Source organism: Paenibacillus lactis (assembly GCF_017873605.1).
GTDB classification, from domain to species: Bacteria; Bacillota; Bacilli; order Paenibacillales; family Paenibacillaceae; genus Paenibacillus_AQ; species Paenibacillus_AQ lactis.
On sequence record NZ_JAGGKI010000015.1, the window covers coordinates 19,344 to 35,797 of the forward strand.

10 protein-coding genes and 1 pseudogene are annotated in these 16,454 nt (G+C 52.4%); 8 read left to right on the forward strand and 3 right to left on the reverse strand.

The features are described 5' to 3' along the window. The first annotated feature begins 37 nt into the window (after positions 1 to 37). The 3 genes from lacZ to htpG all read left to right on the forward strand — a co-directional run bounded on the left by lacZ (position 38) and on the right by htpG (position 6,640). Positions 38 to 3,136 carry a beta-galactosidase, LacZ type gene (lacZ, locus tag J2Z18_RS22895; RefSeq protein WP_210095416.1) on the forward strand — a complete coding sequence of 1,033 codons (3,099 nt, stop codon included), beginning with the start codon at positions 38 to 40 and terminating at the stop codon, positions 3,134 to 3,136. 57 nt (positions 3,137 to 3,193) lie between these two features. Next, positions 3,194 to 4,435, forward strand: coding sequence for an MFS transporter (locus J2Z18_RS22900; protein WP_210095417.1), 1,242 nt, complete (start codon positions 3,194 to 3,196; stop codon positions 4,433 to 4,435). A 327-nt stretch (positions 4,436 to 4,762) separates the two neighbouring features. After that, positions 4,763 to 6,640, forward strand: coding sequence for a molecular chaperone HtpG (htpG, locus tag J2Z18_RS22905; protein ID WP_210095418.1), 1,878 nt, complete (start codon positions 4,763 to 4,765; stop codon positions 6,638 to 6,640). A 174-nt stretch (positions 6,641 to 6,814) separates the two neighbouring features. Here the strand turns inward: htpG and J2Z18_RS22910 are convergent. The 3 genes and pseudogenes from J2Z18_RS22910 to J2Z18_RS22920 form a co-directional block, all read right to left on the reverse strand. Continuing rightward, positions 6,815 to 7,995: pseudogene (locus tag J2Z18_RS22910) on the reverse strand (MFS transporter). Positions 7,996 to 8,032: 37 nt separating this feature from the next. Then, a complete protein-coding gene (locus J2Z18_RS22915) occupies positions 8,033 to 8,578 on the reverse strand; it encodes a PadR family transcriptional regulator (protein WP_210095419.1) in 546 nt (181 codons plus the stop codon). A 264-nt stretch (positions 8,579 to 8,842) separates the two neighbouring features. After that, positions 8,843 to 9,229, reverse strand: a complete 387-nt coding sequence (locus J2Z18_RS22920; RefSeq protein WP_007131516.1) for a winged helix-turn-helix transcriptional regulator — start codon at positions 9,227 to 9,229, stop codon at positions 8,843 to 8,845. A gap of 465 nt (positions 9,230 to 9,694) precedes the next feature. Between J2Z18_RS22920 and J2Z18_RS22925 the strand changes: the two genes are divergently transcribed. From J2Z18_RS22925 to J2Z18_RS22945, 5 genes are all read left to right on the forward strand, one after another. Then, positions 9,695 to 10,603: a carbohydrate ABC transporter permease gene (locus tag J2Z18_RS22925; RefSeq protein WP_210095420.1), complete on the forward strand. Its 909-nt coding sequence runs from the start codon at positions 9,695 to 9,697 to the stop codon at positions 10,601 to 10,603. 27 nt (positions 10,604 to 10,630) lie between these two features. After that, positions 10,631 to 11,452, forward strand: a complete 822-nt coding sequence (locus J2Z18_RS22930) for a carbohydrate ABC transporter permease (RefSeq protein ID WP_210095421.1) — start codon at positions 10,631 to 10,633, stop codon at positions 11,450 to 11,452. 137 nt (positions 11,453 to 11,589) lie between these two features. Beyond that, on the forward strand, positions 11,590 to 12,951 hold the full coding sequence (locus J2Z18_RS22935; protein WP_210095422.1) for an ABC transporter substrate-binding protein: 1,362 nt from the start codon (positions 11,590 to 11,592) through the stop codon (positions 12,949 to 12,951). A 121-nt stretch (positions 12,952 to 13,072) separates the two neighbouring features. Next, a complete protein-coding gene (locus J2Z18_RS22940; RefSeq protein ID WP_245256155.1) occupies positions 13,073 to 14,878 on the forward strand; it encodes a sensor histidine kinase in 1,806 nt (601 codons plus the stop codon). Beyond that, on the forward strand, positions 14,853 to 16,454 hold the full coding sequence (locus J2Z18_RS22945; RefSeq protein ID WP_210095424.1) for a response regulator transcription factor: 1,602 nt from the start codon (positions 14,853 to 14,855) through the stop codon (positions 16,452 to 16,454). The genes J2Z18_RS22940 and J2Z18_RS22945 overlap by 26 nt, the downstream gene beginning before the upstream one ends.

The window sequence follows — 16,454 nt, forward strand, 5'->3', positions numbered from 1 at the left end:
AACGATAAAGCAATATGGAAAGGATGGAGAGAATAGCATGAAAGTCAGACCGATTGACCGGGATTGGGATAATCTTGGCGTGCTGGAGCGAAACCGCTCCAAGAGCCGGGCCTATTTCATCCCGTTTACGGATGCCGAGGAAGCGCTCCGCTATGACAGGGGCTGCTCGGCATGGTACAAGTCGCTGAACGGCATGTGGAAATTTCATTATGCGGAGGAGCCGGAGGCGGCTCCTGAAGATTTTTATTTAACCGAGTATGACGTTACGGATTGGGACGATATTGCCGTACCGGGACATTGGCAGCTGCAGGGCTACGGCCATCCGCATTATACGGATCTGTATTATCCGTTCCCGGTGGATCCGCCGCATGTGCCGGATGCGAACCCGACCGGCAGTTATGTCCGGGAATTTGAGATCCCCGGCGATTGGGACGGCAGGAGGATCAGCGTCAAGTTCGACGGCGTGGACAGTGCGTTTCATGTATGGCTCAACGGGTCGTTTATCGGCTACAGCCAAGGAAGCCGGCTGACCTCCGAGTTCGATCTGACGCCCTATGTGACGACCGGGGTGAACCGGATGGCCGTCCGCGTATATCAGTGGTCCGATGGAAGCTATCTGGAGGATCAGGATATGTGGTGGATGAGCGGCATTTTCAGGGATGTGTACCTGGTCGCGGAGCCTGCAGCTCTTCGCATCGCCGATTTCCGCGTGATCACCGAGCTTGATGCGGAGTACCGGCAAGCCAAGCTGAACGTCCTCCTGGAGCTGGAGGGGACGGAGGACGGCTCGGTCCAGCTGCAGCTGTTGAACGGGAACGGCACCGAGGTCGGCGCAATCGGGAAGGAAATCGCCCGCTCCTCCTCGGCGGAGCTTGAAATCGAGGTGATCAACCCGGCCCTGTGGAGTGCGGAGTCCCCGGCTTTATATCATCTGGTCATGACCTTGAAGGATTCGAAAGGGCAGTCTCTGGAGACCATTGCGCAGCGCGTCGGCTTCAGGACCGTTGAAGTCAAGGACGGCCAGCTCATGGTGAATGGCCGGCCGATCCTGCTCAAAGGAGTCAACCGCCATGATCATCACCCGGATACCGGCCGGACCGTGACGATGTCAACGATGCTCGAGGACATTCAGATGATGAAGCAGCACAACATCAATGCCGTGCGGACGGCGCATTACCCGAATGACCCGCGGTTCTACGATCTGTGCGACGAGTACGGGCTGTACGTCATGGAAGAGGCTGATCTGGAGACCCACGGCTTCGAGCTGCTCGGCAATATTTCGCGTCTAAGCGATGATCCGGCGTGGAAGGAGGCTTATGTGGACCGTGTCCGCCGGATGGTGGAGCGGGATAAGAACCATCCTTGCGTGCTGTTCTGGTCCCTCGGCAACGAATCCGGCTTCGGCTGCAATTTCCGCGCGATGGCGGACTGGTGCCGGGAGCATGACACCACGAGGCTGATCCATTATGAGGAGGACCGGGAAGCCGAGGTGTGCGATGTGGTGAGCACGATGTATTCCTCCGTTGAGAAGATGGAGGGGTTCGGTCAACTGGAGGGGCATCCCAAGCCGCATATTCTGTGCGAATATGCCCACGCCATGGGCAACGGACCCGGCGGACTGCGCCCTTATTTTGACACCTTTGAAAGGTATCCCCGTCTTGCGGGAGGGTTCGTGTGGGAGTGGATCGACCATGGGTTGACGAGAACGACGGAAGACGGCAGGAAGGATTATGCGTACGGCGGAGATTACGGCGACGTGCCGAATAACGGCAACTTTGTCATCGACGGATTGGTGCGTCCGGACCGAACGCCTTCGCCGGGACTTCTCGAGTATAAGAAGGTGATTGAACCGGTTCGCGTTACCATGCCGCAAGCCGGTACGCTGCTCGTCATGAACCGGTACGATTTCATTACGCTGGAGCATCTGCAGGCCCATTACCGGATCTTGGCCGATGGCGAGCTTGTCCGCAGCGGGGTGCTGGAGCTGCCGCTTATCGAAGCGGGCGAGAGCGCGGAGCTGCGTCTTCCCGTGAGCCTCGAGGAAGCGGCGGCCGTGGTGAATCCTTATGCGGAGCTGTGGCTTGAGGTATCCTTCCATCTGGCTGCGGACTGCCGCTGGGCGGAGCGCGGGCACGAGGTGGCTTGGTCCCAATTCCAGCTGCGGGCAGCAACGGTACCCGAATTCCGGCCTACGGATACGGCTGGACGGGGGGAGCTGCGGATCATTGAAGAGAAGCGCAAGCTCAAGGCGGCGATGGACGGCATCGAGCTGTCGCTGAATTCCTCCCGGCCGGGGTTTGAAAGCTTGTCCGTGAGCGGCAAGCTGCTTACGCTTGACGGTCCGCGGCTGAATTTCTGGCGGCCGCCGATCGACAACGACATGTACGTGCTGGCGGATTGGCGGAAGGCCCATCTGGACCGGCTCACCGAGCGGGTCGACCATTTCGAATGGAAGCGACCGGATTCTGCTTCGATTCAAGCCCGCTGGGTCTCCCGAATCGCGCCGCCGGTGTACGATTGGGGGTTCCGTTGCGAAACCGTCTATACGATCACCTCAGGCGGCTTGATCATCATGAATATCAAGGGCGAGCCGATCGGTACGCCGCCATCCATGCTGCCGAAGATCGGGCTGCAAATGAAGCTTGCGGCAGATATGGAGCATGTCCGCTGGTATGGACGGGGTCCGGGCGAAAGCTATCCGGACAGCAAGGAGGCAGGGCGTTTCGGTACGTACCGCAGCACGGTGGAAGGCTTGTTTACGCCGTACATTTATCCGCAAGAGAACGGGAACCGCACGGATGTCCGCTGGATTTCCATCGCGGATGGCGCAGGCCTTGGCCTGCTTGCCGCTTCCGAGTCTGCCCTGAATTTCAGCGCGAGCCGGTATTCCGACTCTGATGTGGAATATGCCAAACATGCCAGCGACCTGATGCCGAGCGAATATATTACGTTCAACCTGGATTACCGCCAGAACGGGCTCGGAAGCAACAGCTGCGGTCCGGCGCAGGCTCCGGAGCATACGGTTAAGCCGGAACCGTTCGAGTTCCGAATTCTGCTGCAGGCATACGCCTCGGAGGATACCGATCCGGGGACGCTCTCCCGGCGGATGCGTTCGGAAGCAAAGCTTTACAGCTGATCCTGGTTTTTGCTCATATTCTTATCGTTTCGGATATTCCGACAGAAGGGGAATCACATGTCCTTTTACATCAAAGACCTGCTGCAGCTGTCTACCGGCGTACGCCGGTTCCTTATAAGCGAAGCCTTGTACGGCATAGGCATCGGTCTTTACACGCTGGTTCTGAATTTGCATTTGCTCTTCCGGGGGCTGAGGGAGGATCAGATCGGCGCGCTGGTATCGATGGGCATTCTGATCATGGGGATCCTCGCCATTCCGGTCTCTCTGCTCGCGAATCGGACGGGAAGAAAAAAACTGCTGGTTACCGGCGTGTTCTTTATCGCCGCAGGAAATGTGCTGTTTGCCGTCAGCGATCAATTGCTCTGGTTCTATGCCGCCCAGATTCTCGTGTCGACCGGGCTGACGCTCGTCGAAACCACGGAGATTCAGCTTCTCTTCCATTATTGCCGTTCCCGCAGGGAGGAAGCCCGCGCCTTCTCCCTGATGTTTGCCGTGTTTACGGCCTTTACGGGTCTCGGCACGCTGGTGGCCGGATATATCGCGGAGGGGGCAGAAGGAAGTCGAGGCTATGAAGCCTCCCTTCTCCTCACCGGGCTGGTTCTCGTGATTCATGGAGCCGTTCGGGCGTTCTGGCTGCCGGTCGAGCGTGTGGGCAGGGAGGAGGAAGCGCCGGGCCGTCCGCTTTCCGAAGGGGCATCCAAGCTAACGGCGCCTATTCTTTCCGGGACCTTATGGCTGTTTGCCGTGTTCATGGCCCTCTTGGGAGGGTGTATCGCGATGACGGGCTCCTTCCTGAATGTGATCGTGAAATTCCGGCTGGACTGGATGGATGATCAAGTATCGCTCATCTTGGCCGTCGGTGCCATTCTGCTCTTTATCTGCTCTCTAATGACGCCTTACGTCATGGAGCGGTTCGGTTATCATACGGCGATCGTTTCCGTATTTATCGTCAATATTCTGCTGTTCGCGGCTTTGTATACGGTACTTCCCGTATGGCTGTTCGTCGTCCTGTTCCTGCTGCGGGGCGGCGGCGTAACGATGCTGTCCAATCTGCTTGACAGCCTGCTGATGTCCGCGTTTAACGAACAGGAACGGAATCTATATGCCGGCATGCGGTCGGTATTTCGGAGCTTGGGATCTTCCGGGGCAACCTTTGTCTCGGGATTGATTCTGGCCAGGCAAGATTATCAGCTTCCCTTCCTTGCCACGGCCGGGGCGCTGCTGATATGCGGTCTGTATTATGTGTTGTGGATACGTCCGGTCTTGTCGAGGCGATTGGGCGGCAGCATAGAAACGTAAAAATGTAACCCCGGTTGCTGGCTGGATTTCAGCGCGACCGGGGTGAAGTTTTATGCGGAGATTTCCGGTGGAGCATTAACAGAGTGTCCGCGGAGCCTAGACAGAGTATCCGCAGAGTATCAGCAGGGAATCCGCAGTATAACGGCAGAATTACACCAGAATTACACCAGAATACAACGATAAAGACAGCGCTTTTATTTTCGTACCGAAAAGTCCTCAAATAGGTTGACATGAAAAATTGGAACATGTTTAAATAGAAGAAGTGTTAGCACTCTATGCGATGGAGTGCTAAAATCCTGATTCATAACGGAAAGGGGACCTCTTCTCATGGCGAAAAAACAGTTTAAAGCGGAATCCAAGCGTCTGCTTGAGATGATGATCAATTCCATCTATACGCAGCGCGAAATATTCCTGCGCGAGCTGATCTCGAATGCAAGCGACGCTATCGATAAAATCTACTACAAGGCGCTGACGGACGATCAGCTGGTGTTCAATAAAGACGATTATTTCATTAAGATTACGCCGAACAAAGCGGACCGTACGCTGACCATTACCGATACGGGGATCGGCATGACGAAGGAAGAGCTGGAGAACAACCTCGGCGTCATCGCGAAGAGCGGATCGCTCGCGTTCAAGAACGAAATTGAAGCGAAGGACGGCCATAACATCATCGGCCAGTTCGGTGTCGGTTTCTATTCGGCATTCATGGTCGCCGACGTCGTAACGGTAACCAGCCGGGCGCTTGGCAGCGACGAGGCCTATCAGTGGGAATCCAAAGGCGCGGACGGCTATACGATTACTCCGGCCGAGAAAGATACAGTTGGTACGGAGATTGTGCTCAAGATTAAACCGAACACCGAAGAAGATCAATATGACGAGTTTCTGGAAGAGTACCGCCTGCGGGCGATCATCAAGAAATACTCCGACTTCATCCGTTATCCGATCAAGATGGACGTCAAGACGCAGCGGCCAAAGGAAGGCGCGGACAACGAATTCGTGGAGGTTCAGGAGGAGCAGACCCTCAACAGCATGGTGCCGATCTGGCGCAAGAACAAGGGCGAGCTGACCGACGCGGACTACGAGAACTTCTATAACGAGAAGCGCTACGGCTTCGACAAGCCGCTGAAGCATATCCATGTGAAGGCGGACGGCGCGGTCGTGTACAACGCGATTCTGTTCATCCCTGAGCATACGCCGTTTGATTATTACACGAAGGAATATGAGAAAGGGCTGGAGCTGTACTCGAACGGCGTGCTTATTATGGAAAAATGCGGCGATCTGCTGCCGGATTACTTCAGCTTCGTGAAGGGGATGGTCGATTCGGAGGACCTCTCGCTCAACATCTCCCGCGAAATGCTGCAGCATGACCGTCAGCTGACGCTCATTGCGAAGAACATCAAGAATAAGATCAAGAGCGCGCTGCAGAGCATGCTCAAGGATGAGCGCGAGAAATACGAGAAATTCTATCAGTCATTCGGGCGCGGTCTGAAATTTGGCGTCTATAACGAGTACGGCATGCACAAGGACGATCTGCAGGACCTGCTGCTGTTCACCTCCTCGAAGGAGAAGAAGCTGGTTACCCTGGATGAGTATGTATCCAGAATGCCGGAGGATCAGAAGTATATTTATTATGCCGCAGGCGATTCGATTGACCGCCTCGAGAAGCTGCCGCAGACGGAGATGGTGCTGGATAAGGGCTATGAAATTCTGTACTTCACCGACGATGTGGATGAGTTCGCCATCAAGATGCTGATGAAGTATAAGGAGAAGGAATTCAAATCCGTGTCGAGCGGTGATCTCGGAATTGAATCCGATGCGGACAAGAAGGAGACCGAAGCGGAGGAGAACGACAACAAGGAGCTGTTCACCGCGATGGAAGGCATCCTGGCGGGTAAAGTGAAATCCGTCAAGGCTTCCAAGCGCCTGAAATCCCATCCGGTCTGCTTGTCGGCGGAGGGCGAAGTGTCCATCGAGATGGAGAAAATCCTCAAGGCGATGCCGAACGGGCAGGATGTGAAGGCCGACAAAGTCCTTGAAATCAACACGGGCCACGAGGTGTTCCAAGCCTTGAAGGCGCATAAGGATGATCAGGATAAGCTGGCGCTCTACACCAATCTGCTGTACAACCAGGCGCTGCTCATCGAAGGGCTGCCGATTGCCGATCCGGTAGAGTTTACGAACGACATCTGCAAAATTATGGTGTAACAGCGGCGATCTCCGTTCATGGGGGAAGCTAACAAAATAAAAACGGAAGACCCGATCAGCTGGCGATAACCGCCGGGCTGGCCGGGTCTTTTTCGTTACGGATAAATTTCCTTAGGCGAGATGCTAGAGCAAGCGCAGCTTTGCTGATCGCGGGTCCATATTCGCCTCTCCTGCTTATTCCGCGCGCTCTACCGGTGTTCCGGCTGCGCTTACTAAGACAGCATCGGTTCTGAGCAATCTTTTCACAAACAGCGCAAATATGACAAGCGACACCACGACGGAGACAGAGGCGATCGCGAATAGCAGCGGATACCCGGTTTGCTCCGATATCCAGCCGAGGATAATGGCCCCAAGGCCGATGCCGAGATCAAACGCAGTCATAAAGGAAGCGTTGGCAGCGCCCCGCCGGTCCTCGGGAGCGATTCGCAGGGTTGCCGCTTGCAGTGCAGGCTGCGCCGAGCCGAATCCGATCCCGTGAGGATGGCGGCGGCGATCAGACCGACGAGGCTATCGGAAAGGCTGAGGAGAAGCAGCGACAGCGCCGTTATAATGAGGGATGGTATGATGACGGCGGCTTCGCCGAAGCGGTCCGACAGCTTGCCGGCCAGTGGACGGATTAAGGTCAGCGCAATGGCATAAACCAGAAAGAAGGTTCCCGGATTGACGCTGATGGATGCAGCGAATAGTGGAAGGAAGGTCGTAATTCCTCCATAAGCCACGGCGAGAAAAAAGATAGCGGCCGTTACCGGCAGAACCGACGGTTCGATCAGCCGAATCCGCCCGGCCGAGGGCTTCGGTTGAAAGGGGACCTTGGTCATAAACGCGAGCACCCATGCAGCTAAGGAAAGTCCGGCGGCAACAAGGAACAGGGTGTGGAAAGAGTCGCCGGAGGCAAGCGCGGTGCCGAGCATCGGACCGATCGCCATCGCAACCGTCATGGCCATGCCGTACCAGCCCATTCCCTCGCCCCGTCGCGAGGCAGGAATCAAATCCGTGATGGCGGTCCCCACGGACGTCGTGGCAAATGCCCAGCTTACACCATGTACCATCCGGAGGGCGAGCAGCAGCAGAATGCCGCCGACCCAGTCATACGAGACCATGGAAATGACGAACAATAACAGTCCCCACACATAAAAGGGCCTTCTACCGTGACGGTCGACGAGAGCTCCCACGAACGGGCGGAAGACGACCGCCGACAAGGTGAACAGCCCTGCAGCAAGGCCTACCTGGGATTCGCTGCCCCCCAAATGCTTGATATACAGCGGCATCGTGGGAAGCAGCAGGTAAAAGCCCGTAAACAGAAACAGCATGCCAACCGTCATTTGAATAAACGGCTTGGTCCATAAACGCTCCACTCTCAATTCCTCCTTTATCATCCTTGATTAGGTAAGCTTATTCCGGTTCCGACGCGAGACGCTCGATTTCAGCTCTTACCCATTCGATATCGGCTGATCCGATCCGTTTCCGGTGATCCAGCACGCGCAGGAGCTGCGTCCGCTGTTTCTCGGGCTCCGGTTTATAGAACATCAGCTCTGCCTCGAAATCGCTGACATGCTTGAGATTTGTTTCAAGGTACTTCAAATACTGGTTAAGACATTCGAGCCGGACCGATTTCGGGACATAACGGAAGTACACCATCTTGTAAAGGAGCAGCTCTGTTGTATCCGCTCCGTATTCCAGCGGCTTTTCCATCAGCTCTAAAAACCGACTTCTTCCCGCGTCGGTGATTTGATATATTTTGCGAGGGCGTTTACCTGTTGGGACTTCATCCATGGTAAGGTGGATCCAGCCGTTCTCCACCATTCGGGATAGCAGCGGGTACAGCGTACCGGAACTGATCTGCCGATAGGGGCCGCCGGCATTTTTAAGGATTTCCTGAAGCATGTAGCCATGCTTCTCACCCGTCATCAATTCGCCTAACACAAATAGTTCGTACATGAGCACCTCCTAAATATGTCGTATCGATATAAATATATATCGATACGACATATTAATCAAGCCGAAAAGCGGCTCACGTTTCTAAATTATAGACAAGACAAGGCTCCTATAACGAAACGGAACATGGCGGCACAGGGAACCCCTGGACCGCCATGTTCCAGCCATTTAGCTGCATGCCTCTTCATTTCGCAGCGCTTAACTAGAGGCATTAAGCTCTGGATGCCTCTCCATTTCAAAGCGCTGACTAGAGCCGCTTGAATTGCGTTACGAGCTGCCCGTGTTCTTCCTCACCGGCTCCTCTTCGCGGCTGTTCATGCGCCCGGTATACTCCAGATGCTGAAATCCCCAACTGCACATATCGGTAAGCACCGTTCCCAGCGTCTTTCCATGCTCCGAGATCGAGTATTCCACTTTAGGCGGAATCTCGGGATAGACCGTTCGCACAACGAGCCCATCCTGCTCCAACTCCCGCAGCTGGTTGGTCAGCATGCCCTGGGTGACACCCGGAAGCAGCCGCCGCAGCTCTCCGAAGCGCTTGGTTCCGTCTTGAAGCAGAATAAACAGGATCAGCGGCTTCCACTTTCCGCCGATCAACTGCAGGGTTGTCAATATCCCGGCCGTTTCATGCGGTTGATGCTCAAATCTGTTCATATCCCTTCACTCCCCCCATTTGTTAACCCCATTGAATCATTCCGCGATCTATAGGTTGAACGATGGAATACCGGTTAAGCCAGCTGAGTGGCAACGCATGCTGACTGTTTAGATCCCTCCCGGCATCGCCGTTCGTTTTAGAAATCTCGATGATTGTAATGTAGCACAATATCCGTTTTAGACCCAGTACGATTCTAAAATGTACTTAGTACGGTTTATCGTACCATGAGGTGGGAAGGGAAGCCGCGAATCATATGGATAGGACAAGAGAAAGGACGGCCCGCCGAGGGCTCGTCTTTTTGTTGTGCGCAAAAAAGTAAAATTCGTTCCAAAATACTCATTTCTATTTCTTATATGCTGCAGACGGCTTTTTTACAATGAAGATACGACATTTCTATCGCCATATTCGAAAAGGGCTTTTTCGAATTACGCTTTGCCAAGCATTAACGCCAGGAGGAGAGAAATATGAAACGAACAAAGAATTCCGTGAGGCTCAGCATGGTTGCGAGGGAGCGAATCGCCGGTTATTTATTTGTGGCTCCTTTAATGTTGGGACTGCTGGTTCTGACGCTCATTCCCGTAATCGGGTCTTTGCTGCTCAGCTTTACGAATTGGAACTTTGTTGCCGGCATGGGTGCCATGAAATTCGCCGGCTTTGATAATTTTGTCAGATTGGTTCATGACAGCGCATTCGTGAAGAGCTTGGTCAACAATCTTATTTTTATCATTACGGTACCGATTACCATGATCATTGCATTAGTGCTTGCTGTACTCATTGATAAGCATGTATACATGAAGGATGCCTTCAAGGTCATTTATTTTCTTCCTTATATTTCGAGTATCGTTGCTGTGGCTATGGTCTGGCAGGTCTTATTCCACCCTTCGCTCGGGCCGGTAAACAAGACGCTCATGTCACTAGGGATCGACAATCCCCCGAAATGGCTTGCGGACATCGACTTTGCACTGCCGTCCTTGATGATGATTCAGGTGTGGATTCTTCTCGGATACAACATCATTATTTACATCGCTGGCTTGCAATCGATTCCGAAGGACCTATACGAAGCGGCTGAGATCGATGGGGCAAATGCATGGGTGAAATTCCGCAGCATCACGCTGCCGTGCATATCGCCAACCACCTTTTTCCTGCTGGTGACCGGGATCATCGGAACCTTCAAAATTTTCGACCTGATTCAGGTGCTTACCCAGGGAGGTCCGGCTAATTCCACAACCGTCATTGTGTATGAATTGTATGACACGGCCTTCAACCAGCTGAAGACAGGCTACGCTTCAAGCATGGCGATGATTTTATTCCTGATCTGTCTGCTTATTACCGGCGCGCAGATGCTGGCTCAGAAGAAATGGGTCAACTATTAAGACGACTTGGCAAGAAAGGAGATTGACATGAGAATCAGTATTTCAAAAGCCTTCTGGACCGTCATCATGGCCTTAATCGGCATTCTGTTCATTCTTCCGTTTGTGTGGATGCTGTCCACTTCCTTCAAGTCGGAGGCGGACGTATTCAAATTTCCGATCGAATGGATTCCGAAGCACTGGAATGCAATCGAGAATTTCCGGACCGTATGGAGCGGCCAATTTGTCCGTTACTATTGGAACTCCATCTATATCACGATCGCAACGACGGTCATTAATGTCTTCGTATGCGCGCTGGCAGCCTATGGCTTCTCGAAGCTCCGATTCTGGGGCAGGGACGCGATGTTCGTTCTGGTCCTGGCCTTGTACATGGTGCCGCCGCAGGCCTCCCTGGTACCGCAGTTTTTGTTGTTCAACTGGATGCAGCTGATTGATACCCATGCCGGCCTCATCCTGCTGAACAGCTTCAGCATTATCGGGGCCTTCATGTTAAAGCAATTTTTCATGGGCGTGCATGATGAATACATCGAATCCGGAAAAATGGACGGGGCGGGGTACTTTCGAACTTTTTGGCAAATTGCCCTCCCGCTGATCCGTCCCGGCGTCGCGACGTACGCCATTCTCCGGTTTATCTGGACGTGGAACGATTACCAGTATCCGCTGATCTTCCTAAAGTCCAAAGAGCTGTTTACGATTCAGCTCGGCATTCGGCTGTTCGGGGATCAATACGGCGATGTCTATTCCTTGATGATGGCCGGTGCCGTATCCGCCATACTCCCGCTGCTGATCATTTTCGCCATTGGCCAGAAGCAGGTTATTGAGGGCATCTCCCTTGGGGGAGTGAAAGGATGATAAAGTCAAAATCGTTTGGCTTCCGTAAAAAATGGCGCCTACGCCAGAAGCTTACGCATGATAGGATGGATCCTGTAAGCACTTACAAATGTTGATGACAACCTGAAAAAACCTGTTACTATTAGAGGAGGGTCTATATGAAAATCAAAAAAATACCATCGCTATTGCTAAGTCTGTCTCTTGCCTTGGCGGTTACAGCTTGCGGAGGCGGAGGCGGGGGCAGCACTTCAGAGTCTGGCCAAGCCAAGAACGAATCGGGCAAGGAGGCTGCGCCCGAACAGATCGTACTCAAATTAAGCACGTGGCAGACAGACGCAAAAGCGCAGTGGAGCAAGATCATACCGGAATTCGAGAAGAAGCATCCGAACATTAAGGTGGAGCTGGATCTTCTGAACGAGAAAGGAGACTCGGTTGCTGCCATGCAGAAGCTTGATCTGATGGCGGCCTCAAACGACCAGCTGGACATCGTGGAGCTTCCATATACGAATTATTCGCAAAGGGCGGATATCGGACTGTTCGAGCCGCTAGATAGCTACATTGAGAAGGACGGCTATAAATACGAGGATGAATATCTGGTAGATACCAAGGTAAACGGCAAAATTTACGCGCTTCCTTCTTCCATGCAGCGGTGGTTCGTGATTATGAACAAGGCCATGCTGGAGGAAGCCGGATTACCGGTCCCTACCGATTGGACTTGGGCGGAATTCGAGGAATATGCGAAGAAGCTGACCAAGGGGGACGGCGCGGAGAAACGCTATGGCGCTTATCTGCATAATTGGCCGGATTACTTCCAGCTGCAGCTCATGAGTAAGCCTTCTGATAATACCTTCCTCAAGAGCGACGGCACATCCAATGCGAAGGATCCCCTGCTGAAGGCGAATCTGGAAATGATGAAACGAATGATGTATGAGGATAAGAGCGTCAACCCGTACGAAGATATCATTTCCCAAAAGCTTGCCTATCGTAATCAATACTTCAACGGACTTGCGGCAATGCTTCCTATGGGAGACTGGATGGTTGCGGAATCCGGCGGAACCGAAGCGATTCCGGCAACATTCGTGACAGCCTTTGCACCGCTTCCTAAACTCGAAGGGGAAAGCAAGCATTACTCCCCGGTTCAGCCGACATATATGGCAGTGGCTGCAAAGTCCAAGAATAAGGAAGCAGCTTACCAGTTCGTCAGATGGTATACATCCGAAGGGCTCGAAATCGGAGGCAGAGTATTCTCCGGCTGGGCTAAATCCGATACGGATAAACTTGTGGACACCATTGTCAACTCCTCGATCGATCCTTCGAAGATCGATATAGAATCGTTGAAATACACCATCAACAACACTATACCGGGATCCGCCCCGGTACCTGTTAAATATGCCGATGAGGCGAAGAACGTCGTGATTCCGGAGGCGGAGCTGTACATTCTCAATAATCAGGACCTCGATCAGACGATTGACAGCATCGATCAGAAAATTACCGAGGTCGTAAACAATAATCAAAACTAATCCGTTCATAAACGTACGGAAGATGGATGCTTCATTTACTAGAAATATAGATCATGGGCAGGGGAAAACTTCAGGTTTTTCCCTATTCCAATTCAATCCGATTTGAGGCGTCGTTTTTGTGATGATACCGAAGTTCTCGTTACGCAAAAAGCTGATTTGGTCGGCATTGGTATGCTTTCTCCTTCCGCTTGGCGGAATCTACTTACTGACAAACTATTTAACTAAGGATCTGCTGCTCGAACGGGCGGTCGTCAGCTCTGAGGATGCGCTGCGAGCAGTCCAGTCGGATGTGAACGGCGTGCTCGATCAGACGCTGGAGCTGTCGAACATCGTCCTCACGAATACTGAAATCAGGCAGCAGATCACAGCCAGGCAGAATCGCAAGCTTAAGGAAGAGAACCTGGTGAATTACAGCAGGCTCGTTCGGCTGCTTGATGAGCTGTTCCGGCAGCATGACGAATACTATGTCACCATATTAGGAAAAAACGATGTTACATATACCAATTACTCTCACAGCGATTTCGATCCCAAGCAGCTGTATAAGCAGCCGTGGTTTGAACAGCTGAATCAACTTCCGTCCTTCTCAACCTATTGGGTCGGGCTGCAGGAGAACAGCTTCAATCCCCTGCAAAAACAAAGCTCCCACATCATAACCATAGGGCGCCCGATTCGGACGTCGGCCGGCAGTGTCATTGGTTATGTCATTATCAGCGTGAATGAGCGCAAAATTCGAAGCCACCTAATCCAGCGGGCAAATTCGGATCAGGAGATGATGCTGCTAAGCGAGGAGGGGATGGTCATTTCCCATTCAGACCCTTCCTTGATCGGAAGTCAAGTAGCATGGTGGAACAGGGACGAACAGTCATCGACAGTCGAAATGAACGGTCAGGAATATGTGTATGCCGAGCAGCCGATCCGCGCGAATTCCTGGCGTCTGGTTAGTTTAATCCCGTTATCCTCGGCCGTATCGAAGCACAAACAGATTCTATTAATCAGTTTTGGATTACAGGTGTTTTTCTTTACATTATTTTGTGTGCTGCTAACCGTGCTGATTGCGACATTCACGAAGCCTATCCGGGATTTAAGCCGCTTTATTACCCATATCGGCCGGGGAAGGCTGGATATGCGATCGGGTATTAGAGGCAATCATGAGGTGTCCCTCCTGGCACGGACGATTGATCATATGCTGGATCGGATCGAATCCATGATCGAGCAGATTACGATTGAACAATCCAAGAAGCGCAAGGCGGAGCTGGAAATGCTGCAGGCACAAATTAATCCGCACTTTATGTTTAACCTCCTGAATTCGATCAGGCTTAACATTCTGATTCGGGGCGATCAGGAAAATGCCGAACTAATCGCTTCGCTGTCTTCACTGCTCAGGATGACCATTAACCGCGATAATGAGTTCATTCCGCTTCGCGAAGAGGTGGAGACCGTCCAGCATTATATCCGGCTCATGAATTTTCGCCATGCGAATCAGGTTCGGCTGCGTATTGATTACGAGCCGGGCTGTGAGGGGGCCCTTGTTCCACGGTTCATGATTCAGCCGTTCATTGAAAACGCGATTATTCATGGATTTGAGCAGTATGCCGGAGAAATCTTTATTACGGCGGCACAGGCCCGTGACAATTCTTCGAATCAATTGCGCATATCTGTACGGGACAACGGGGTAGGCATGAATGAATCCAAGCTGCATGAGCTGCGCGCCAAGGTGATGAGCACACAGGAGCCTGCAGCATCTGCCAGGAAAGGGTTTTCCGGAATCGGCGTGCACAATGTGTTTCAGCGGCTGCGCCTAATCTACGGAGCGGACATTCAGCTGGAGATCGACAGCGAGCAGGACTTAGGAACAACCATCACGTTAATATTTCCATTCGAGATGGAGCGAGGTGAACAGGGTGCTGACAGCAATACTGGTGGATGATGATTATCCGGTAGTACGTTACTTGTCTCAAAGTATTTCATGGAAGGATCTTGGTATCGAATTGATCGGCTGTTATTCGAATGGCTTGGAGGCATGGGAGGATGCGCAGCAGCGCCTGCCCGACATCGTCATAACGGATATCGGAATGCCCAAAATGAATGGCTTGGAGATGCTGGAGAAATTCAGCAAGATCAATCCCCGGTTTAGAGCCGTTATCCTATCCTGCCACAATGAGTTTCATTACGCACAGCAAGCCATGAAATTAAAGGTAAGCGATTATATTCTTAAAGAAAGCTTGAAGGTTGAGCAGCTGCAGGATGTGCTTCACAACCTGTCCGTTGATCTGAACGAGGAGAAGAAACAGGCGTCGGAAGTCATAAAGTATATGCAGAAGGATGCGCTGAACCGGTCGGCGCTCAAAGAAAAGCTGCTGAAGGATACGCTGTACCAGCCGTCTTGGACGAAGGAGGCATGGCTCAAGCACGCCCGGTTGAACGGAATTGTCCTGGATGCCAGATATTACTTGCCTGTGATCGTATCTATCGACCGGATATCGGAAGTGTCCCGGGCTCGCAATATGTATGATTACACCATCGCTTTTGCCGTCGAAAATATCCTGCAGGAAGTGCTGGACACCATGCACCGGAGCGTTATTTTTCATCACAATAATTGCGAACTGGTGGTGTGGATCTGCTGCGAGGACCCTGTCAAGGAACAGCAGCTGCTGCATTACTCTTTGCAGAATGCCATAAGCGCCGTCCAACAATATCTGAAAATATCGATCACCTGTCTGCTGGGGAGGGAAGCGTCCGGGCCTACCGAGCTGCGGGCAGTGCTGATGCCTATGATGAAGGAGCTGAACCATCGGTTTTATTTAGAGGAAGCGAGAGTCCATCGTTTCGAGAAATCCTCCTTTGCGGATGGAGATATGTACGCGGAGTATGCTGCATTTTTCTCGAGAATGAATGACGCTCTGGCGCTGAACCGCTCGGAAAGCTTGGAAGGAATGCTTAACGAATGGGCGAAATGGGTGAAGAAGAGCCGGTTTCATCCCGCAGACGTCAAAGAATGGGTGCTTCAGCTTCTCATGGATTTGCAAATGAAGACGAAGGTCACGCTGCAGGTCCAGCAGAGCATTTCCGAAGAGAAGCTGTATGACGCCGTGAACGGCATTCATACGATGGAGCATTTGCTCAGCTGGATCAGGCATTATTTAAAGGAGCTCTCCCGCAAATTAAGCGTATTGTCAATTCAATCGAAACGGCCCGAAGTGATCCGGGCACAGCAGTATGTCATACAGCATGTGACCGAGAAAGTGACCCTTGAGGAAATCGCGGGATACTTGAATCTGAATGCCAGCTATTTCAGCCGCCTGTTCAAGCGTGAAACCAACCAGAATTTCATCGAATATGTCAATATGGTCAAGCTGGAGAAGGCTAAACAATTATTACAGAAATCCAATAAATCAATTGAAGAAATATCGGATTATTTGGGCTATGCGAATAAGAGCTATTTTATCAAATTGTTCAAACGGGAATACGGAAAGACACCCAGCGAATATATGTCATGGAACTAA

Coding starts and splice junctions, on each gene's coding strand:
- J2Z18_RS22920 (WP_007131516.1), bottom strand. CDS start 9,229: ATGAACAGATTTGAGCATCAACCGCATGAAACGGCCGGGATATTGACA.
- lacZ (WP_210095416.1), top strand. CDS start 38: ATGAAAGTCAGACCGATTGACCGGGATTGGGATAATCTTGGCGTGCTG.
- J2Z18_RS22940 (WP_245256155.1), top strand. CDS start 13,073: ATGATACCGAAGTTCTCGTTACGCAAAAAGCTGATTTGGTCGGCATTG.
- J2Z18_RS22900 (WP_210095417.1), top strand. CDS start 3,194: ATGTCCTTTTACATCAAAGACCTGCTGCAGCTGTCTACCGGCGTACGC.
- J2Z18_RS22935 (WP_210095422.1), top strand. CDS start 11,590: ATGAAAATCAAAAAAATACCATCGCTATTGCTAAGTCTGTCTCTTGCC.
- htpG (WP_210095418.1), top strand. CDS start 4,763: ATGGCGAAAAAACAGTTTAAAGCGGAATCCAAGCGTCTGCTTGAGATG.
- J2Z18_RS22925 (WP_210095420.1), top strand. CDS start 9,695: ATGAAACGAACAAAGAATTCCGTGAGGCTCAGCATGGTTGCGAGGGAG.
- J2Z18_RS22915 (WP_210095419.1), bottom strand. CDS start 8,578: ATGTACGAACTATTTGTGTTAGGCGAATTGATGACGGGTGAGAAGCAT.
- J2Z18_RS22930 (WP_210095421.1), top strand. CDS start 10,631: ATGAGAATCAGTATTTCAAAAGCCTTCTGGACCGTCATCATGGCCTTA.